Below are 17,974 nucleotides of genomic sequence, written 5' to 3'. Positions count from 1 at the left end.
GCCCTGAGGGCGCCGCGGCCGGCTGCACTGATGGAACGGGGGTGGAACTCAGCCCTCGGACTTCTCGAGGGCCTGCATGGCCCGCTCGGTCACCTCGGTGACCTTGCCGAGCGCCGAGATCGTCACCACGAGGCCCTGGGACCGGTAGTAGTCGATGATCGGCTCGGTCTGCGTGTGGTAGACCTCGAGACGCGTACGAACGGTCTCCTCGGTGTCGTCGTCACGCTGGTACAGCTCGCCGCCGCAGACGTCGCAGACGCCCTCGGTCTTCGGCGGGTTGTACGTGGCGTGGAAGACGTGAGCGCTGTCGTTACGGCAGATGCGGCGGCCGGCGATGCGCTTGACCACCTCGTCCTCGGGGACCTCCAGGTCGAGAACCGCGTCCAGCTCGACGCCCTCGCTGTGAAGCATCTCGTCAAGCGCGACGGCCTGGCCCACGTTGCGCGGGAAGCCGTCCAGCAGGAAGCCGTTCTCGGCGTCCGGCTGGGACATACGGTCCTTGGCCATGGCGATGGTGACTTCGTCCGGCACCAGCCGGCCTGCGTCCATGAAGGCGCGGGCCTGCTTGCCAAGGTCCGTGCCCTGGCTGATGTTGGCGCGGAAGAGGTCGCCCGTGGAGATGTGCGGAATCGAGAGATTCCTGGCAAGGAACGCAGCCTGCGTTCCCTTGCCGGCACCGGGCGGCCCGACGAGGACGATTCGCATCAGCGGAGGAACCCTTCGTAATTGCGCTGCTGGAGCTGACTCTCGATCTGCTTCACGGTCTCCAGACCCACACCCACGATGATCAGGATGCTCGTCCCGCCGAACGGGAAGTTCTGGTTGGCACCACCGAAGCCTGCCAACGCCACTGTCGGCACAAGAGCGATGAGACCCAGGTACAGCGAGCCCGGCCAAGTGATCCGGTTGAGCACGTAGCTCAAGTACTCGGCAGTAGGTCGACCTGCCCGGATACCCGGGATGAAGCCACCATACTTCTTCATGTTGTCCGCGACTTCCTCGGGGTTGAACGAGATCGCCACATAGAAGAATGCGAAGAACACGATCAGCAGGAAGTACGTCGCGATGTAGTACGGGTGGTCGCCCTTGACGAAGTGGTTCTGAATCCAGGTCGCCCAGCCCGAGGTGGAGTTGGAGAACTGAACGATCAAAGCAGGGATGTAGAGCAGCGAAGAAGCGAAGATGACGGGAATCACACCCGCCTGGTTCACCTTCAGCGGGATGTACGTGGACGTACCGCCGTACGACCGGCGCCCGATCATGCGCTTCGCGTACTGCACGGGGACCCGGCGCTGAGCCTGCTCGACGAAGACGACCAGCGCGACCATCACGAAGCCGATGACGATGACTGTGATGAACTCGATCCAGCCGTCGGCCAGCTTGCCGCTCTGCTTGATGGCCCACAGGGCGCCGGGGAAGCTGGCGGCGATCGAGATGAACATGAGGATCGACATGCCGTTGCCGATGCCGCGGTCCGTGATGAGCTCACCGAGCCACATGACTGCGGCGGTACCGGCGGTCATGGTGATGACCATGACGACGGTCGTGAAGATCGACCGGTTCGGGACGATCTGGTCGGCCACGGGGCAGCCGCTGAACAGTGCGCCACTACGGGCGGTTGCCACCAGCCCGGTACCCTGGAGGATGGCCAGCGCGACGGTCAGATAACGCGTGTACTGCGTGATCTTGGCCGTGCCCGACTGCCCCTCCTTCTTGAGGGCTTCGAGCCTGGGGATGACGACGGTCAGCAGCTGAAGAATGATGCTGGCCGTGATGTACGGCATGATTCCGAGCGCGAAGATCGTGATCTGCAGCAGTGCACCACCGCTGAACATGTTCACCAGGCCGAAGAGGCTGTTGTTGCCCTTGCTTGCCTGGTCAACACAAATCTGGACGTTTTCGTAGCTCACCCCCGGTACGGGAATGTGTGCCCCGAGACGGTAGAGCACGATGATGCCGAGCGTGAAGAGCAGCTTCTTGCGCAGGTCGGGCGTCTTGAACGCCCGGGCGAACGCGGTGAGCACGGTGCCTCCTGCGACCCCCGCGCAAAGCGTGAGGTGACGGTCTTGAGGATCGACGATTAGAAACAGTGGGAAGAACCCCGGGCGTTCGCCCGGGACTTACCACAGCAGTGGAGGCCACCTTACCGGCGGACATGCCCCCCTAGGAACGACCAACCGGGGATGCCCCATATGAGAGGCATCCCCGGTCGGATGTTCAGACCACCGTCTTGTCCGTGTTGTCCTAGACGAGTTCGGTGACGGTGCCGCCGGCAGCGGCAATCTTCTCCTTGGCGGAGCCGGAGACGGCGTCAACCGAAACCTGCAGCGCCACGGAGATCTCGCCCTGTCCGAGGACCTTGACGAGGTGGTTGTTACGCACGGCGCCCTTGGCGACCAGGTCGGCCACCGTGACCTCTCCACCCTCGGGGTAGAGCGTCGCGAGCTTGTCCAGGTTCACGACCTGGTACTCCGTGCGGAACGGGTTCTTGAAGCCCTTGAGCTTCGGGAGACGCATGTGGAGGGGCATCTGCCCGCCCTCGAAGCGCTCCGGAACCTGGTAACGAGCCTTCGTACCCTTGGTACCACGGCCTGCGGTCTTACCCTTGGACGCCTCACCACGACCCACACGGGTCTTGGCGGTCTTGGCGCCCGGGGCAGGCCGGAGGTTGTGGGCCTTCAGCGGGCTGTTCTCCGCCATGTCAGTCAACCTCCTCAACCGTCACGAGGTGGCGGACGGTGTGAACCATTCCGCGGAACTCGGGGCGGTCCTCCTTGACAACCGAGTCGTTCAGGCGCTTGAGCCCGAGCGAACGCAGGGTGTCGCGGTGGTTCTGCTTGCTGCCGATGTACGACTTCGTCTGCGTGATCTTGAGGCGAGCCATTACGCACCCGCTCCCGCACGTGCACGAAGCAGAGCCGCGGGGGCGACGTCCTCGAGGGGCAGACCGCGGCGGGCCGCGATCTCCTCGGGACGCTGCAGGCCCTGGAGGGCCGCCACGGTCGCGTGCACGATGTTGATCGGGTTCGAGGAACCGAGCGACTTCGACAGGATGTCGTGAACGCCGGCGCACTCGAGAACGGCGCGCACCGGGCCACCGGCGATAACACCGGTACCGGGGGAAGCAGGCTTGAGCAGAACGACGCCCGCAGCCTTCTCGCCCTGGATCGGGTGAGGGATGGTGCCCTGGATACGCGGGACCTTGAAGAAGCTCTTCTTGGCCTCTTCGACGCCCTTGGCGATGGCCGCGGGAACTTCCTTGGCCTTGCCGTATCCGACACCGACGGTGCCGTCACCATCGCCCACCACGACCAGCGCGGTGAAGCTGAAGCGACGACCACCCTTCACTACCTTGGCGACGCGGTTGATCGCGACGACACGCTCGACGTACGCGGTCTTCTCGGCGGCAGCGCCACCGTCACGGCCCTTCCGGTCCCGCCGCTCGCCGCCACCGGCACCGCTTCCGCGGCGCTGGGGTCCAGCCATTGGATTTACCTCTCTCTGTTACGTCCGCTGTGCGTAGGAACCGGGGCTTAGAACTTCAGCCCGGCTTCACGGGCGGCGTCAGCCAGAGCGGCAATCCGCCCGGCGTACTGGTTACCACCGCGGTCAAACACGACGGCCTCGACGCCTGCGGCCTTGGCGCGCTCGGCGACAAGTGCGCCGACCTGCTTGGCCAGGGTGCTCTTGTCACCCTCGCCACCGCGGATGGAAGCGTCCAGGGTCGACGCCGACGCGAGCGTGTGGCCCGCGATGTCGTCGATGACCTGAGCCACCATGTGGCGGTTGGAACGCGTCACAACCAGGCGCGGCCGCTCCGGCGAACCGGAGATGTGCTTGCGCACGCGGATGTGGCGGCGCTTGAGGGCGGCACGCTTGTAGGCGTCGCCCTTGGCGATCTTTACACCGTATGCCATGGCTTACTTACCCGCCTTTCCGACCTTGCGGCGGATAACCTCGCCGGCGTACTTGACGCCCTTGGCCTTGTACGGGTCGGGCTTCCGCAGCTTGCGGATCTTCGCCGAGACCTCGCCGACCTTCTGCTTGTCGATGCCCTCGACACTGAACTTCGTGGGCGACTCGACCTTGAAGGTGATGCCCTCGGGGGCCTCGATGAGGATCGGGTGGCTGTAGCCCAGGGCGAACTCCAGGTTGGAGCCCTTCGCCTGGACGCGATAACCGACACCGCTGATCTCGAGCGCCTTGCTGTATCCCGCGGTCACGCCGGTGATCATGTTCGCCACCAGCGTGCGGGACAGGCCGTGAAGGGCCTTGTTCTGACGCTCGTCGTTCGGGCGGACGACGTTGAGCACGCCGTCCTCACCCTTGGTGACCTCGATCGGCGCTGCGACGGTGTGCGTGAGGGAACCCTTGGGGCCCTTCACCGCGACCGTGCGGCCATCGATGGTGACGTCCACACCGGCGGGAACCTGGATGGGGAGCTTGCCGATTCGCGACATGAGCTATTCCTCCGTTCCCGACTACCAGACGTAGGCGAGGACTTCCCCACCTACGCCCTTCTTGCTGGCCTGCTGGCCGGTCAGGAGACCGTGGGACGTGGAGATGATCGCCACGCCCAGGCCGCCGAGAACCTTCGGCAGATTGGTGGACTTTGCGTATACACGCAGACCCGGCTTCGAAATGCGCTTGATGCCGGCGATCGAACGCTCGCGGTTGGGCCCGAACTTCAGCTCGAGGACGAGGTTCTTGCCGACCTCGGCGTCCTCGACCTTCCAGCCGGTGATGAAGCCCTCCTGCTGGAGGATCTCCGCGATGTGCGACTTGATCTTGCTGTGCGGCATTGCGACATCGTCGTGATACGCCGAGTTCGCGTTACGCAGACGCGTGAGCATGTCTGCGATGGGATCAGTCATGGTCATGAGTTGGCCTTCGGCCTCTCTCGCCGGGGTTTCCTGTATGCGCCATCCCTCTCCCCACTCAGTGGCGGGACGGGTGCGGTGCGGGGACCTACGGCGTAGTAAGTCGGTCAGGGCGGCAGGCGCCCAACCCTTCAAGCCTACGGCATGAAAGGCGGGGCTCCTGCCGACCAGATACTTACCGAGAGCTTTCTGGTCCTCCCAAGCCCCTAGGGGCGAAGGAGAGTTACCAGGAGCTCTTGGTCACGCCCGGCAGCTCGCCACGGTGAGCCATCTCACGAAGGCACACGCGGCACAGGCCGAACTTGCGGTAAACGGAGTGGGGCCGGCCGCAGCGCTGGCAGCGGGTGTACCCGCGCACGCCGAACTTCGGCTTACGGGCGGCCTTAGCGATCAGAGCCTTCTTCGCCACGGTCAGTTCTCCTTGAACGGGAAGCCGAGGTGACGAAGCAGGGCACGACCCTCGTCGTCGTTGGCAGCCGTGGTGACCACGGTGATGTCCATGCCCCGGACCCGGTCGATCTTGTCCTGGTCGATCTCGTGGAACATGACCTGCTCCGTGAGACCGAAGGTGTAGTTGCCACGGCCGTCGAACTGCTTCGGCGACAGGCCGCGGAAGTCACGGATACGCGGAAGCGCGAGCGACAGCGTACGGTCCAGGAACTCCCACATGCGGTCACCGCGAAGGGTGACGTGGCAGCCGATCGGCTGCCCCTCACGCAGCTTGAACTGCGCGATCGACTTGCGGGCCTTCGTGACGGCGGGCTTCTGGCCGGTGATCGTCGTGAGGTCCCTGACGGCACCATCGATCAGCTTGGAGTCGCGGGCGGCGTCGCCCACACCCATGTTGACCACGATCTTGACCAGACCGGGAACCTGCATGACGTTCTCGTAGGAGAACTCCTCACGCAGCTTGCCGGCGATTTCCTCGCGGTAGCGCGTCTTGAGACGCGGCGCAGTGGTGGTCGTCATCAGATGTCCTCACCGGTCCGCTTGGCAACGCGGATCTTCTTGCCCTCGTCGTCAAAGCGGTAGCCGACGCGGGTGACGACCTTGTTGCCGTCCTTCTCCACGACCAGCTGTACGTTGCTGACGTGAATCGGGGCCTCGGTGGTGACAATGCCACCGGTCTGCGAGCCGCGAGCCGTCTGACCGGCCTTGGTGTGCTTCTTGACCCGGTTGACACCCTCGACGAGGACGCGGTCCTGAGCGGGGAAGGCAACGATGACCTTGCCCTGCTTGCCCTTGTCCTTACCGGTGATGACCTGAACCAGGTCGCCCTTCTTGATCTTCATGCTTACAGCACCTCCGGCGCGAGCGAGATGATCTTCATGAACTTCTTCTCGCGCAGCTCTCGGCCCACCGGGCCGAAGATACGGGTGCCGCGGGGGTCGCCGTCGTTCTTGAGAATGACAGCGGCGTTCTCGTCGAAGCGGATGTACGAGCCATCCTGGCGACGGCGCTCCTTGACGGTGCGAACGATGACGGCCTTGACGACGTCACCCTTCTTCACGTTGCCACCGGGGATCGCGTCCTTGACGGTGGCGACGATGACGTCACCGATGCCCGCGTAGCGGCGACCCGAGCCACCGAGAACACGGATGGTGAGAATTTCCTTCGCACCCGTGTTGTCGGCGACGCGCAGTCGCGACTCCTGCTGGATCACGTCTATCTCCTGATCGTCTGCCGGTTCCCGGCGGGGGCTCCGGTGAAGGAGCCCCCGCCGAGCCTGGCGGAACTGTCCTGAGGGGAGACCCCCTCAGGGATTACTTGGCCTTCTCGAGGATCTCGACGATGCGCCAGCGCTTCGTGGCGGACAGCGGACGCGTCTCCATGATGACAACGCGGTCGCCGACGCCTGCAGCGTTCTGCTCGTCGTGGGCCTTGAGCTTGTTCGTACGGCGGATGACCTTGCCGTACAGCGCGTGCTTGACGCGGTCCTCGACAGCGACGACGACGGTCTTGTCCATCTTGTCGCTGACGACCAGACCCTCACGGGTCTTGCGGAAACCGCGGTCGGTGTTGGTCTCAGTCACAGTCTTCTCGCTCATCAGACGCTCTCCACCGTCTCGATGCCCAGCTCGCGCTCACGCATCAGGGTGTAGATCCGGGCGATGTCCTTACGGACGGACTTGAGCCGACCGTGGTTCTCGAGCTGTCCGGTCGCCGCCTGGAAGCGGAGGTTGAACAGCTCTTCCTTGGCCTCGCGGAGCTTGTTGAGGAGCTCCTCGCCGCCCAGCTCGCGCAGCTCGGACGCCTTGGTACCGGCCGACATCACGACTCACCTGCCTCGCGCCGAACGATCCGGCACTTCATCGGAAGCTTGTGAGCAGCGCGGGTGAGCGCCTCACGAGCAATCTTCTCGTTCGGGTAGGACAGCTCGAACATCACCCGACCGGGCTTGACGTTCGCGATCCACCACTCGGGAGAACCCTTACCGGAACCCATGCGGGTCTCGGCGGGCTTCTTCGTCAGGGGGCGGTCCGGGTAGATGTTGATCCAGACCTTGCCGCCACGCTTGATGTGGCGGGTCATCGCGATACGAGCTGCCTCGATCTGGCGGTTCGTCACGTACGCCGGGGTCAGCGCCTGGATGCCGTACTCGCCGAACGCAACCTGCGTGCCACCCTTGGACATACCGCTGCGCTTCGGGTGGTGCTGCTTGCGGTGCTTGACCCTACGGGGGATCAGCATTTCGGTCAGGCCTCCGTTCCGGTGCTCTCAGCCGGAGCAGCTGCGGCGGGAGCGTCGGCCTTGGGGGCCTCCGCTGCCGGCGCGGACTGCTGCGGCTTGCGGCCGCGGCCGCCACGCTCGCCACCACGGCCACCACCGCGGCCGGCCGGGCGGTCAGTGCCGCCACGAGCCGGACGGTTGCCGGCGCGGGCCGCGGCGTTCTCGGCGCGAACCTCGGCGATGTTCTTGACGTCGCCCTTGTAGATCCAGACCTTCACACCGATGCGGCCGAAGGTCGTCTTGGCCTCGAAGAAGCCGTAGTCCACGTTCGCACGGAGCGTGTGCAGGGGCACGCGGCCCTCGCGGTAGAACTCCGAGCGGGACATCTCGGCGCCGCCGAGGCGGCCACCGCACTGGATCTTGATGCCCTTGGCGCCGGCCTTCATCGTGCTCTGCATGCTCTTACGCATGGCACGACGGAAGGAGACGCGGGAGGAGAGCTGCTCGGCGACGGCCTGGGCCACCAGCTGAGCGTCCACCTCGGGGTTCTTGACCTCGAGGATGTTCAGCTGGACCTGCTTGCCGGTCAGCTTCTCCAGCTCGCCACGGATGCGGTCGGCCTCGGCGCCACGGCGACCGATGACGATGCCCGGGCGGGCGGTGTGGATGTCAACGCGGACGCGGTCACGGGTGCGCTCGATCTCCACCTTGGAGATGCCGGCCCGCTCCATGCCCTTCGTCATCATGCGACGAATGGCAACGTCTTCCTTGACGTAGTCCTTGTACAGCTTGTCGGCGTACCAACGGGACTTGAAGTCCGTGGTAATGCCGAGCCGGAACCCATGCGGGTTAACCTTCTGGCCCATTACCGGGTTCCTTCCTTGCTGCTGACGACCACGGTGATGTGGCTGGTCCGCTTACGGATCCGGTAGGCACGGCCCTGAGCACGCGGACGGAACCGCTTCAGGGTCGGGCCCTCGTCCACGTACGCCTCGCTGATGACCAGCGAAGAGGCGTCAGGGTGGTCGTAGTTGTGTGCAGCGTTGGCGATGGCGCTGTCAAGCACCTTGCCAACCGGCACGCTCGCGGCCTGCGGGGCGAAACGCAGGACCGCCTGAGCCTCCGTGGCATCCATGCCACGGATGAGGTCCACCACGCGGCGGGCCTTCATGGGCGTGACGCGGATGTACCGCGCCTGGGCCCTGGCTTCCATGGTTGTCCCTTCGGTGTGAGTCATAGTCGTTTCCACCCCGCGTTAGCGGCGCTTCGACTTCCGGTCGTCCTTGACGTGGCCGCGGAAGGTGCGAGTCGGCGAGAACTCGCCGAGCTTGTGGCCGACCATCGACTCGGTGACGAACACCGGGACGTGGATCTTGCCGTTGTGCACCGCGATGGTGTGACCCAGCATGGCCGGGATGATCATCGAGCGACGGGACCAGGTCTTGATGACGTTCTTGGTGCCTGCCTCGTTCTGTACGTCCACCTTCTTGATGAGGTGGCCGTCGACGAAGGGCCCCTTCTTGAGACTGCGCGGCATCTAAACCCGCTCCTAGCGCTTCTTGTTCGTCTTGCGGCGGCGGACGATGTACTTGCTCGATGCCTTCTTCGGCGAGCGAGTACGACCCTCCTTCTGACCCCACGGCGAGACCGGGTGACGTCCACCGGAGGTCTTGCCTTCACCACCACCGTGCGGGTGGTCAACCGGGTTCATCGCGACACCGCGGACGGTCGGGCGAACGCCCTTCCAGCGCATACGGCCGGCCTTGCCCCAGTTGATGTTCGACTGCTCGGCGTTGCCGACCTCACCGATGGTGGCGCGGCAGCGGGCGTCGACCAGCCGGATCTCTCCGGAAGGCATACGAAGGTGGGCCATCGTGCCCTCCTTCGCCAGCAGCTGCACGGAAGCACCAGCGGAACGGGCGAACTTCGCGCCGCCGCCGGGCCGCAGCTCGATGGCGTGGATGGTCGTACCGACCGGGATGTTGCGCAGCGCCAGGTTGTTGCCCGGCTTGATGTCTGCGGTCGGACCGTTCTCGACGCGGTCACCCTGCGACAGACCACGGGGGGCGACGATGTAACGCTTCTCGCCGTCCGCGTAGTGCAGCAGCGCGATGCGCGCGGTGCGGTTCGGGTCGTACTCGATGTGCGCGACCTTGGCCGGCACGCCGTCCTTGTCGTGACGACGGAAGTCGATCACTCGGTAGGCGCGCTTGTGGCCACCGCCCTGGTGGCGAACGGTCACACGACCGGCGTTGTTACGGCCGCCCTTGCTGTGCAGGGGGCGGACCAGCGACTTCTCCGGCGTGGACCGCGTGATCTCGACAAAGTCGGCGACGCTGGAGCCACGACGGCCCGGGGTCGTCGGCTTGTACTTGCGGATACCCATTTCTCAGTCCTCGTCCGATTCCGGACGACTCGACCTCACTAGGAGGTCGGGCCGCCGAAGATGTCGATACGGTCGCCCTCGGCGAGGGTCACGATGGCGCGCTTGGTGTCAGCGCGCTTGCCGAAGCCGGTCTTGGTCCGCTTGCGCTTGCCCTGCCGGTTGATCGTGTTGACCCCGGTGACCTTGACCGAGAAGACCGCTTCCACGGCCTGCTTGATCTGGGTCTTGTTGGAGCCGGGCGCGACGATGAACGTGTACTTGTTCTCGTCGAGCAGCGCATAGCTCTTCTCGGACACGACCGGCTTGACGAGAACGTCACGCGGGTCCGAGTAGGTCTTGCTCGTGATGGTCGAGCTGGTAACGGTCGCCTCGCTCATCAGGCGTCGCTCCCTTCGGTCTCAGCGGTCTGGGGGCCAGACACGAAGGACTCGAAAGCGGCCTGGGTGAAGACCACGTCGTCAGAGACGATCACGTCGTACGTGTTCAGCTGGCCCGGCTCCAGGATGTGCACCTGGGGCAGGTTGCGTGCGGACAGCCACGCGGCCTCGTCGGCGCGGTCGACGACCAGGAGCAGGTTGGCGCGCTCCGAGATCTTGCCGAACAGCGTCTTGGCGGCCTTCGTGGAAACTCCACCCTCGACCACGCCGGTGACGACGTGGATGCGGGAGTGACGCGCCCGGTCGGAGAGGGCACCGCGCAGGGCGGCGGCCTTCATCTTCTTCGGGGTGCGCTGCGAGTAGTCGCGCGGCTGCGGGCCGTGGACGACGCCACCGCCTGCGAACTGCGGCGCGCGGGTCGAACCCTGGCGCGCGCGGCCGGTGCCCTTCTGGCGGTAAGGCTTGCGGCCGCCACCACGGACTTCGCCGCGACGCTTGGTCTTGTGCGTGCCCTGACGGGCAGCTGCCAGCTGTGCGACAACGACCTGGTGGATCAGCGGAACGCTGGTCTTCGCGTCGAAGATCTCCGCGGGGAGCTCGACGGTACCGGCCTTGTCGCCTGCCGGCGAAAGGATTGCAATGGTGCTCATTACCTCAAGCCCCCTTGGCCGCGGTACGGACCAGGACGAGGCCGCCGTTCGGACCGGGGACCGCGCCCTTGATGAGGAGCAGACCCTTCTCCGCGTCAACCGCGTGGATGGTCAGGTTCTGGGTGGTGACGCGCTCGTTACCCATCCGGCCGGCCATGCGCATGCCCTTGAAGACACGCCCAGGGGTGGCGCAGCCACCGATCGAACCGGGGGAACGGTGCTTGCGCTGGACGCCGTGGCCGGCGCCGAGGCCCTTGAAGTTGTGACGCTTCATGACACCGGCGAAGCCCTTGCCCTTGCTCTTGCCCGTGACGTCAACCTTGACGCCGGACTCGAACACCTCGGCAGTGATCTCCTGGCCCAGCGTGTACTCGCTGGAGTCAGGGGTGCGGAGCTCCACCAGGTGGCGGCGCGGGGTCACGTCGGCCTTGGCGAAGTGGCCCTTGAGGGGCTTGTTCACCTTGCGCGGGTCGATCTCGCCGAAGGCGATCTGGACCGACTCGTAGCCGTCGCTGTCGTTCGTACGAACCTGCGTCACGACGCACGGCCCGGCCTTGACGACGGTCACCGGGACAACCCGGTTGTTCTCGTCCCAGACCTGGGTCATGCCGAGCTTCTCGCCCAGGACGCCCTTGATGTTCTTGCTCATCTCGGCCCGTCCCCTCAGAGCTTGATCTCGATGTCGACGCCGGCCGGCAGGTCGAGGCGCATCAGCGAGTCAACCGTCTTCGGCGTGGGGTCGAGGATGTCGATGAGGCGCTTGTGCGTGCGCATCTCGAAGTGCTCGCGAGAGTCCTTGTACTTGTGCGGCGACTTGATGACGCAGTACACGTTCTTCTCAGTGGGCAGCGGCACCGGGCCTGCGACCGACGCACCAGTGCGGGTCACCGTCTCGACGATCTTCTTCGCCGAGGAGTCGATGACCTCGTGGTCGTAGGCCTTGAGCCGGATGCGGATCTTCTGTCCCGCCATGGCTACTAGTAGTCCTGTCTCTCATAACGCTCTGGAACCCGGGAGTTCTAACAACTCCACCTCCGACCCACGCGGTCGGGCGTGTCGCATCCCCTCTACGAAAATCTCCCGAAGGAAATCCCAACCAAGGGGGTGCGGGCCTGAGACCTCGCGGCCGGGGGTAAAACACCCACCGGGTGCCTGGTCTGCGCCCTGCTGAACTTCCCGAAAGATTCCCGTACGTCCGACCCTGGGGGTCGACGAGTACTGTGGGACTCGCTTCCGGTCCTCCCGGCGGGAGGCGTGCAGCATTGACACTCAACCGAGCAACCTGGCTAGTGTGCCATACGGTTCCCAGGCCTGGCCAATCGGGTCCGGGATCTTACCCCCTGCGAGGGACCGGTCAAACGCGGACACCCATCGGTGAGCTGCGGAACCACCGTTCGGGACGTCCGGCCGTCCGTTCGGGACACCCGGCCGACCGTTCGAGGGATCGCCCTTTCGGGCCACCGGCGCCCCCTTCGGCATATGCCACATAGGCGGCGGGCCTAGCTTTCGACCATGGTCAACTCATCGCACGAGGCGATGCACCGGATCTTCCAGGAAGATCCGGGCATCTTCACCAGGACGTTCAGGACCCTGGGCATCCCCTTCCCGGACACCGTGGACGTCTCGGTCCTCACCACCGACCTCACCGAGATCCAGCCTCTGGAACGCCGCCTCGACACTCTGCTGCGGGTGGAGACGGCCGACGGCAGGCCCTACCTGCTGGCCGTCGAGTCCCAAGGGAGGAAGGACCCGTCCAAGCCGAGCAGTTGGACCTACTACCTGGCCCATCTCAACGCCAAGTACGGCATCGCCCCTGTGCTGCTCGTCGTCTGCCAGGACGAACCCACGGCCCGGTGGGCGGCGAGGCCCATTCACATCGGTCCACCGGAATGGGCCTCGCTCACGGTCCGGCCGCTGGTGCTCGGTCCACACAACGTGCCCGCCGTGACCGACCCCTCGGTGGCCGCACGCGATGTCCCGCTCGCCACCTTCTCGGCGATTACACATGGTAAAGACCCGAATGCGCCTGCCATACTCGAAGCGCTGGCCACCGCGTTGAAGACCCTCGACGAAGAGACAGCGGTCATCTTCGGCGAGCTCACCGAACTCGGGCTGGGCAATTCCCCGGCCGCTCAGATCTGGAGGGACCTCATGGCTGTGGACCTGTCTTTCTTCCGCTCGGAATCCTCACAGCGACTGCGTGCCGAAGGTAAGGCCGAAGGCAAGGCCGAAGGCAAAGCGGAGGCCGTGGTGCAGGTACTGAAGCAGCGCGGGATCGCCGTGAGCAGTGAGATCAGCGACCGCATCAGGGAATGCACCGACACCGGCGCCCTCGACCGCTATCTGATCCTGGCCCTCAGCGCTTCCTCGGCCGCGGACCTGTTCCAGGAAGGCTGAGACGCTTCCGCATCGGCACGCGCCCGGCTGATTGAATCCGCCCATGTCGACGGGCACCGTCCGGAGCTGGAGCCTTCGCCCCGCCGCCTCCGATGGCCTGTACGCCCGCCACGGATTCACCGTGGAGGGCGAGGACCCGGTCGACGTATATATGGTCCGCCCGCCCCGCGCGTGATCGGCGGACCCGGGCCTCCGGGGGTCAGCCGGCCGCCGCGTACGCCACGAATCGGCTCCACGCCCGCGCACCGATGCCGATCACGGGGCCCGGCGCATCCTTGGAGTCGCGCACGCTCACCGCGCCCGAGACCCTGGCCACCTCGACACAGTCGTTGTTGTCGCTTCCGCTGTAGCTGCTCTTGAACCACTCCGGCCCGGAGGCGTCTCCGGAGGACCTGATGCTCATGTCTCACCCAGCGCTTTCTCGACGAAGGCCAGCGACTCCCGGGGACTGAGAGCCTGCGCCCGGATGATTCCATACCTGAGTTCGAGAAGGTGCGCCTCCTTCGGCTCGGACACCAGGCGAGTGGTGAGCTGGGCTTCGGAATACCCGATCGCCGTCCCGTCCTTGAGCCTCAGTAGCTGAAGCTGCCCGCCCATCCCGGCGTGGTCCTCCCGGTCCGTCGGCATCACCTGGAACTCGACGTGCCTCAACTGCGCCACGTTCAGCAGGTGTTCGAGCTGGCGGCGCAGCAACGCCCGTCCCCCGAGCGGACGCCGCAGCGTGACCTCCTCCTGTACGAAGGTGAGCGTCACCAGGGGCGTGCGCGTGAAGATCTCCTGGCGGGCCAGCCGGGCGGAGACGAAGCGGTCCAGGTCGTCCGGTGAGAGGGCGGGCCGTCTCATCTCGAACAGCGCTCGGGCGTACTCCTCCGTCTGGAGCAGGCCGTGCACGTTGTGGTTGCCGTAGGCGCCGAGCTCCACCGCCTCCCGCTCGACCCGGGCCAGGTCACGCACCTTCCTGGGGTACCGGGCCTCGGCGACGTCGCCCCGCATCGCCGCGATCTTCCCTGCCGCGCCCAGGATCCTGTCGGCGCTGTCGAGGAACTCCGGTTTCGGGGCGCGTCTGCCGCGCTCGACGCAGGACACCATCTCCTCGTTGTACCCGATGGCGGCGCCCAGTTCCGACTGCCGCAGACCGGCCGCCTCCCGCCACAGCTTGATCTGCCGGCCGACGGTCTTCATGACCGCGCCGGAGTCGTCCTCCAGGCCGCTGTCCCAGCGGGAACCGTGCGCGCTGTCCGCGTCAGCCCCGGTGCGCGCCGGTCCCCCCGTGTCCCCGTCCATACCCGCCCCCCTCTGTCGTGCCCTCGGACCCAACGGTGGCCGCCACCACTGCGGCACGGCACCGAGGCCGGACAGCACCGCACAGCGCCGGGTCGCGGCCGGACAAGCGCTCTCCGCACGGGCGCCATCCCTTCCGAGAGTAGCCACGAACCGACCACGCTGAGTGACATGAGTCGAGAAATCACCCGAACCGTGCGTTCCGCTCCCGTCCACGCCTTCACCGTGCTGCTCTCCCCCACCCGGCGGGGTGCCCGGCTCGCACGCCTGCTGGCCGTGGCCCACCTGGGCGCCTGGGGACTACCCGTGGAGGCGGCCGCGCAGATCGTCGCGGAGCTGGCGTCCAACGCCGTGCTGCACGGTCGCGTGCCGGGCCGGGACTTCCGGCTGGGTCTGACGGTCCTGCACGGCGGGCGGCTACGGATCGAGGTCACCGACGCCCGTGGCGAGGCTCTGCCACGGACCGCGGCCCCCGCACGAGACGCCGGAACCGGGCGTGGCCTGCTGATCGTGGAGGCGCTGGCCGACCGCTGGGGCGTGACCTCCGGGCCCGTGCCGCGCAAGACGGTCTGGGCAGAGCTGGACCTCTCACCGTGACCACTCGCACCGGGTCGCGGCGGACCACGTCCCGGCGAACCACGACCCGGTGGACCACGTCCCGGTGGCGCACGACGCCTAAAGCTTTTGAGGACTTGGGGAAACAACCCTCCCCGACCAGACCCGACCCCGATCCCGCCCGGTCACTCGCACGGGTGACATATGGCAACTGGGCTGGATTTGCCATGGGTTGGCTGTCATATGCTCGCCGCGACAATCGCAGACATGCGGCCACCGCAGACATGCGACGGCCCCCGACGGGACTGGCATCCCGGTCGAGGGCCTGACCACCGAGAAGAAAAAGGCTTCCCCATGGGTACCAAGCAGGTTAGCGCGCCCCCGTGCGCCCCGTCCCCCGTCTCCGGGGGACACACACCGTCAGCCGGGGTCATTCACGTCACCGTCCGGCACACCGCGGCCTTCACCGTGATCGGCAATCACCTCAGTCAGCACCGGGCGCTGTCCCTGGTCGCGATCGGGCTGGCCGTGCACATCCAGTCGCTGCCCGCCGGAGCCAGGATCGGCATCAAGCGTCTCGCCGAGCGGTTCCCCGAGAGCGAGGTCCGCATCGCCGCCGCCCTGCGGGAGCTGGAGGCCTCCGGCTATCTGCACCGCAGCCGCTTCCGGCTGCCGGACGGCCGCATCTGCACGCGTACCGTCTCCTACAACCAGCCGGGAGCCGCCGCGCCCGCCACCGCGCGCCCGCGTCCCGGCGGCACGAGGCGCGGCACCGCGTCGGCACCGGTCGCCCCGAGGGCGCCCCGGAGCGGGAGGCACCGCACGCCTAAGCCACCGGCCGAGCCCGTGCTTCGGGCCTATCCCGCGTGTCCGGCCGAGCCCGTGCCTCCGGGGAGCGGGCGGCGTAGTGAACCTGCGGCGCCGGTCGAGAGCGTGCCGGTCCTCCTGGCGGACCCTCTCGCTTCGGCCGCCCCGCTGCCCGCACAGCCCGAACCCTGCCAGGCCGCCGTCTCCGGCCAGGTCGAGGCACCACCGATCGCACCCGTGCCCGTACCGACACCCGTACCCGTACCGGCGCCGACCGCACGGCCTGTGCCACCTCCCCCGATGCCCCGCCCGCAGACGGCCTGCCCCGAGTTCCAGCGCGTGGCCACCGCGCTCCTGGCGGATCTCCGCCGCCTGTCGCCGCGGCTCACGCTGTCGGAGGGGGACATCGGGATGCTCGCCCCGGGTGTCGCCGCCTGGCTGGAGCGCGACGCCCGTCCCGACACGATCCGGCAGGCGCTCACGGCGGATCTGCCCGTGCCCCTGAAGCACCCGGCCAAGCTCCTGCGCCACCGGATCACGGCTTTGCTCCCGCCTCCGCTGCCGGACGCTCGGGAACTCGTGGCCGTCCGCCCCGGCACGATCGTCATCCCGATGCAGAACTGCGACCGCTGCGACCGCGCCTTCCGCTCGCGCACTCCGGGCCACTGCCGTGACTGCGGGTACGGATCGAGCACGGCCGCCTGAACGGGCTTGCGGTCAGCCGGTCAGGTGCGGCTGACCGTGGAGCAGCCTTCCTGGTCCGGCCACCCACGGCGATCGTAGGGGTCCACCACGTCTCCGGGGGTCTCCCGCACCGAAAGGTCGCTGTCGAAGCGGGGGTGCAGAAGACCGTCGTACACATCGCACTCGGTGTTGCCGATGCGGGATTCATAGCGCAGGAGCGCAAGCTTGCCGGGCGCCGCGAGGAAGCGCTCCGGGTCGTACAGCACGGTCGTCAGCCGGCGCCGCACGATCGTGCGCGCCACCTCGTCTCCGCCCGGCTTCACCACCGGGTAGACGAAGGTGTAGTCGGAGTGCACCTCCACGGAGCCCGGCCGTCCCCCTTCGAAGGTCATACGGCCCCGCACCTTGACGACGTCACCGGCCTGCCGGGCCTCGTCCGGGTCGAAGCGGGTGAACATCATCAGCGGGTCGTCCTTCTCGCCCGGTTCGGCCAGCGACCGCTCCAGCAGCTCCCGGCCGTCCTCCTGCTGCGGATCGAGCAGCTTCAGCGCATCGGCCGGCTTCTCACCTCGGAGGGTGGACGGATCGAGGTTCGCGACGACGAGGAGACGGCGGGTGGCACGCAGGGCGTCGCCGACCTGCTCCTTGCTCATGCCGCCGGCCGCCTTCGCCTCCGGGATCTCGATCCCCTCGGCGCCGTCCGCCCAGCGGAGCGCGGGCGACCCGCGGAACGGTTCCCGCAGCGTCGGACGGCGGCCGGGGCCGGGGCCGCCGGGCGGTGCGGCGGTGGGCGGCGCGGTCTCGGCAGGCAGCGGAAGCGTGTCCACGAACGGATTCGCTCCGGGCAGGTGGTCCGTCACCAGGCTCGGGCGCATGGCGATCACGAGCACCCCCAGGACGGCGACGAAACCCAGGGTGCCCGCGAGACGCCGCCGCTTCTGCGAGCGGCCGTTCAGCTCCTGCCACGCGGGGCCGGTCCGCCAGCCCTCGGGCTGCCACGGTTCGGCCTGTGCGGGCTTCCTGCCCCAACTCCGTGCGCCGCCCCGGGCGCGTTCGGCGTCCTCGTCCCGTGCGCGCAGCCGGGCGGCGACCATCCGTGCGCGGGCCGACGGCTCCTTCGGGGCGTCGGCCGTGCCCGCCTGCGCGACCAGTTCCGCCCACTGCTCGTCGGAGACGGCCGGTCCCTCATCGGGGCGTTCCGAGTGCTCTCCGGGTGGCGTGCTTGTGCTCACTGCCTGTCCACTTCCTCACGTCGTCAGCTCAACCTCACGCCACGTACGCGATCAA

Annotated in this window: 30 protein-coding genes; 4 read left to right on the top strand and 26 right to left on the bottom strand. The window is 67.0% G+C overall.

The window, feature by feature from the left end; genetic code table 11:
• Positions 1–48: 48 nt before the first annotated feature.
• From ACFU5K_RS04515 to rpsJ, 23 genes are all read right to left on the bottom strand, one after another.
• The gene (locus tag ACFU5K_RS04515) at positions 49–705 is read right to left on the bottom strand and encodes an adenylate kinase (RefSeq protein ID WP_384056663.1); all 657 of its coding nucleotides are present in this window, start codon (positions 703–705) and stop codon (positions 49–51) included.
• Entirely contained in the window at positions 705–2,024 is a 1,320-nt protein-coding gene (gene secY / locus ACFU5K_RS04510) for a preprotein translocase subunit SecY (protein ID WP_384056660.1), read from the bottom strand. Before secY ends, ACFU5K_RS04515 begins: the two co-directional genes overlap by 1 nt.
• Positions 2,025–2,244: 220 nt before the next feature.
• On the bottom strand, positions 2,245–2,700 hold the full coding sequence (rplO, locus tag ACFU5K_RS04505; RefSeq protein ID WP_014047794.1) for a 50S ribosomal protein L15: 456 nt from the start codon (positions 2,698–2,700) through the stop codon (positions 2,245–2,247).
• 1 nt (position 2,701) lies between these two features.
• Positions 2,702–2,884 (bottom strand): 50S ribosomal protein L30, encoded by a 183-nt coding sequence (gene rpmD, locus ACFU5K_RS04500; protein WP_003966943.1) that lies wholly within the window; start codon positions 2,882–2,884, stop codon positions 2,702–2,704.
• Positions 2,884–3,486 (bottom strand): 30S ribosomal protein S5, encoded by a 603-nt coding sequence (gene rpsE / locus ACFU5K_RS04495; protein ID WP_014047793.1) that lies wholly within the window; start codon positions 3,484–3,486, stop codon positions 2,884–2,886. The genes rpmD and rpsE overlap by 1 nt, the downstream gene beginning before the upstream one ends.
• Before the next feature lie 47 nt (positions 3,487–3,533).
• Positions 3,534–3,917, bottom strand: a complete 384-nt coding sequence (rplR, locus tag ACFU5K_RS04490) for a 50S ribosomal protein L18 (protein WP_069171153.1) — start codon at positions 3,915–3,917, stop codon at positions 3,534–3,536.
• 3 nt (positions 3,918–3,920) lie between these two features.
• Positions 3,921–4,460, bottom strand: coding sequence for a 50S ribosomal protein L6 (gene rplF / locus ACFU5K_RS04485; RefSeq protein ID WP_384056655.1), 540 nt, complete (start codon positions 4,458–4,460; stop codon positions 3,921–3,923).
• A 21-nt stretch (positions 4,461–4,481) separates the two neighbouring features.
• Entirely contained in the window at positions 4,482–4,880 is a 399-nt protein-coding gene (rpsH, locus tag ACFU5K_RS04480; RefSeq protein WP_028439249.1) for a 30S ribosomal protein S8, read from the bottom strand.
• A gap of 223 nt (positions 4,881–5,103) precedes the next feature.
• Entirely contained in the window at positions 5,104–5,289 is a 186-nt protein-coding gene (locus ACFU5K_RS04475; RefSeq protein WP_003948630.1) for a type Z 30S ribosomal protein S14, read from the bottom strand.
• 2 nt (positions 5,290–5,291) lie between these two features.
• A complete protein-coding gene (gene rplE, locus ACFU5K_RS04470) occupies positions 5,292–5,849 on the bottom strand; it encodes a 50S ribosomal protein L5 (RefSeq protein WP_384056651.1) in 558 nt (185 codons plus the stop codon).
• Positions 5,849–6,172 carry a 50S ribosomal protein L24 gene (gene rplX, locus ACFU5K_RS04465; RefSeq protein ID WP_014047788.1) on the bottom strand — a complete coding sequence of 108 codons (324 nt, stop codon included), beginning with the start codon at positions 6,170–6,172 and terminating at the stop codon, positions 5,849–5,851. Before rplX ends, rplE begins: the two co-directional genes overlap by 1 nt.
• A 2-nt stretch (positions 6,173–6,174) precedes the next feature.
• Complete coding sequence (rplN, locus tag ACFU5K_RS04460) at positions 6,175–6,543, bottom strand: 50S ribosomal protein L14 (RefSeq protein WP_003966950.1); 369 nt, start codon at positions 6,541–6,543, stop codon at positions 6,175–6,177.
• A gap of 100 nt (positions 6,544–6,643) precedes the next feature.
• A complete protein-coding gene (rpsQ, locus tag ACFU5K_RS04455) occupies positions 6,644–6,928 on the bottom strand; it encodes a 30S ribosomal protein S17 (RefSeq protein WP_069171155.1) in 285 nt (94 codons plus the stop codon).
• Positions 6,928–7,152, bottom strand: coding sequence for a 50S ribosomal protein L29 (gene rpmC / locus ACFU5K_RS04450; RefSeq protein WP_033297602.1), 225 nt, complete (start codon positions 7,150–7,152; stop codon positions 6,928–6,930). Before rpmC ends, rpsQ begins: the two co-directional genes overlap by 1 nt.
• The gene (gene rplP / locus ACFU5K_RS04445; protein ID WP_014047785.1) at positions 7,152–7,571 is read right to left on the bottom strand and encodes a 50S ribosomal protein L16; all 420 of its coding nucleotides are present in this window, start codon (positions 7,569–7,571) and stop codon (positions 7,152–7,154) included. Before rplP ends, rpmC begins: the two co-directional genes overlap by 1 nt.
• A 5-nt stretch (positions 7,572–7,576) precedes the next feature.
• On the bottom strand, positions 7,577–8,416 hold the full coding sequence (rpsC, locus tag ACFU5K_RS04440; protein WP_356532949.1) for a 30S ribosomal protein S3: 840 nt from the start codon (positions 8,414–8,416) through the stop codon (positions 7,577–7,579).
• Complete coding sequence (gene rplV, locus ACFU5K_RS04435; RefSeq protein WP_026290933.1) at positions 8,416–8,763, bottom strand: 50S ribosomal protein L22; 348 nt, start codon at positions 8,761–8,763, stop codon at positions 8,416–8,418. The genes rpsC and rplV overlap by 1 nt, the downstream gene beginning before the upstream one ends.
• A gap of 42 nt (positions 8,764–8,805) precedes the next feature.
• A complete protein-coding gene (rpsS, locus tag ACFU5K_RS04430) occupies positions 8,806–9,087 on the bottom strand; it encodes a 30S ribosomal protein S19 (RefSeq protein WP_023539342.1) in 282 nt (93 codons plus the stop codon).
• A 12-nt stretch (positions 9,088–9,099) separates the two neighbouring features.
• Positions 9,100–9,936: a 50S ribosomal protein L2 gene (rplB, locus tag ACFU5K_RS04425; protein WP_056796589.1), complete on the bottom strand. Its 837-nt coding sequence runs from the start codon at positions 9,934–9,936 to the stop codon at positions 9,100–9,102.
• 38 nt (positions 9,937–9,974) lie between these two features.
• On the bottom strand, positions 9,975–10,313 hold the full coding sequence (rplW, locus tag ACFU5K_RS04420) for a 50S ribosomal protein L23 (RefSeq protein WP_031096361.1): 339 nt from the start codon (positions 10,311–10,313) through the stop codon (positions 9,975–9,977).
• Entirely contained in the window at positions 10,313–10,963 is a 651-nt protein-coding gene (gene rplD, locus ACFU5K_RS04415) for a 50S ribosomal protein L4 (protein WP_384056646.1), read from the bottom strand. Before rplD ends, rplW begins: the two co-directional genes overlap by 1 nt.
• A gap of 4 nt (positions 10,964–10,967) precedes the next feature.
• Positions 10,968–11,612, bottom strand: coding sequence for a 50S ribosomal protein L3 (gene rplC, locus ACFU5K_RS04410; protein ID WP_328905321.1), 645 nt, complete (start codon positions 11,610–11,612; stop codon positions 10,968–10,970).
• A 14-nt stretch (positions 11,613–11,626) separates the two neighbouring features.
• The gene (gene rpsJ, locus ACFU5K_RS04405) at positions 11,627–11,935 is read right to left on the bottom strand and encodes a 30S ribosomal protein S10 (protein ID WP_003948644.1); all 309 of its coding nucleotides are present in this window, start codon (positions 11,933–11,935) and stop codon (positions 11,627–11,629) included.
• A gap of 540 nt (positions 11,936–12,475) precedes the next feature.
• Here rpsJ and ACFU5K_RS04400 point away from each other — a divergent pair.
• Positions 12,476–13,360 (top strand): hypothetical protein, encoded by an 885-nt coding sequence (locus ACFU5K_RS04400; protein WP_384056642.1) that lies wholly within the window; start codon positions 12,476–12,478, stop codon positions 13,358–13,360.
• A 43-nt stretch (positions 13,361–13,403) separates the two neighbouring features.
• Positions 13,404–13,535, top strand: a complete 132-nt coding sequence (locus ACFU5K_RS04395; RefSeq protein WP_384056639.1) for a hypothetical protein — start codon at positions 13,404–13,406, stop codon at positions 13,533–13,535.
• A 24-nt stretch (positions 13,536–13,559) separates the two neighbouring features.
• Here ACFU5K_RS04395 and ACFU5K_RS04390 read toward each other — a convergent pair whose 3' ends face one another.
• Positions 13,560–13,763 (bottom strand): DUF397 domain-containing protein, encoded by a 204-nt coding sequence (locus ACFU5K_RS04390; RefSeq protein ID WP_384056636.1) that lies wholly within the window; start codon positions 13,761–13,763, stop codon positions 13,560–13,562.
• Positions 13,760–14,644 (bottom strand): helix-turn-helix domain-containing protein, encoded by an 885-nt coding sequence (locus tag ACFU5K_RS04385; protein WP_384056634.1) that lies wholly within the window; start codon positions 14,642–14,644, stop codon positions 13,760–13,762. Before ACFU5K_RS04385 ends, ACFU5K_RS04390 begins: the two co-directional genes overlap by 4 nt.
• Before the next feature lie 168 nt (positions 14,645–14,812).
• On the opposite strand from ACFU5K_RS04385, the gene ACFU5K_RS04380 reads away from it, so the two are divergent.
• The gene (locus ACFU5K_RS04380) at positions 14,813–15,238 is read left to right on the top strand and encodes an ATP-binding protein (RefSeq protein WP_384056631.1); all 426 of its coding nucleotides are present in this window, start codon (positions 14,813–14,815) and stop codon (positions 15,236–15,238) included.
• 312 nt (positions 15,239–15,550) lie between these two features.
• Positions 15,551–16,708: a helix-turn-helix domain-containing protein gene (locus tag ACFU5K_RS04375; RefSeq protein ID WP_384056628.1), complete on the top strand. Its 1,158-nt coding sequence runs from the start codon at positions 15,551–15,553 to the stop codon at positions 16,706–16,708.
• A gap of 20 nt (positions 16,709–16,728) precedes the next feature.
• On the opposite strand, the gene ACFU5K_RS04370 is transcribed toward ACFU5K_RS04375, so the two are convergent.
• Complete coding sequence (locus tag ACFU5K_RS04370; RefSeq protein WP_384056625.1) at positions 16,729–17,919, bottom strand: hypothetical protein; 1,191 nt, start codon at positions 17,917–17,919, stop codon at positions 16,729–16,731.
• Between the last annotated feature and the right edge of the window lie 55 nt (positions 17,920–17,974).

The organism is Streptomyces sp. NPDC057428 (genome assembly GCF_042803195.1).
Taxonomy (GTDB): Bacteria; Actinomycetota; Actinomycetes; order Streptomycetales; family Streptomycetaceae; genus Streptomyces.
The sequence above is the reverse complement of the archived record's forward strand: the minus strand, read 5'-3'. Positions and strand labels throughout refer to the sequence as shown.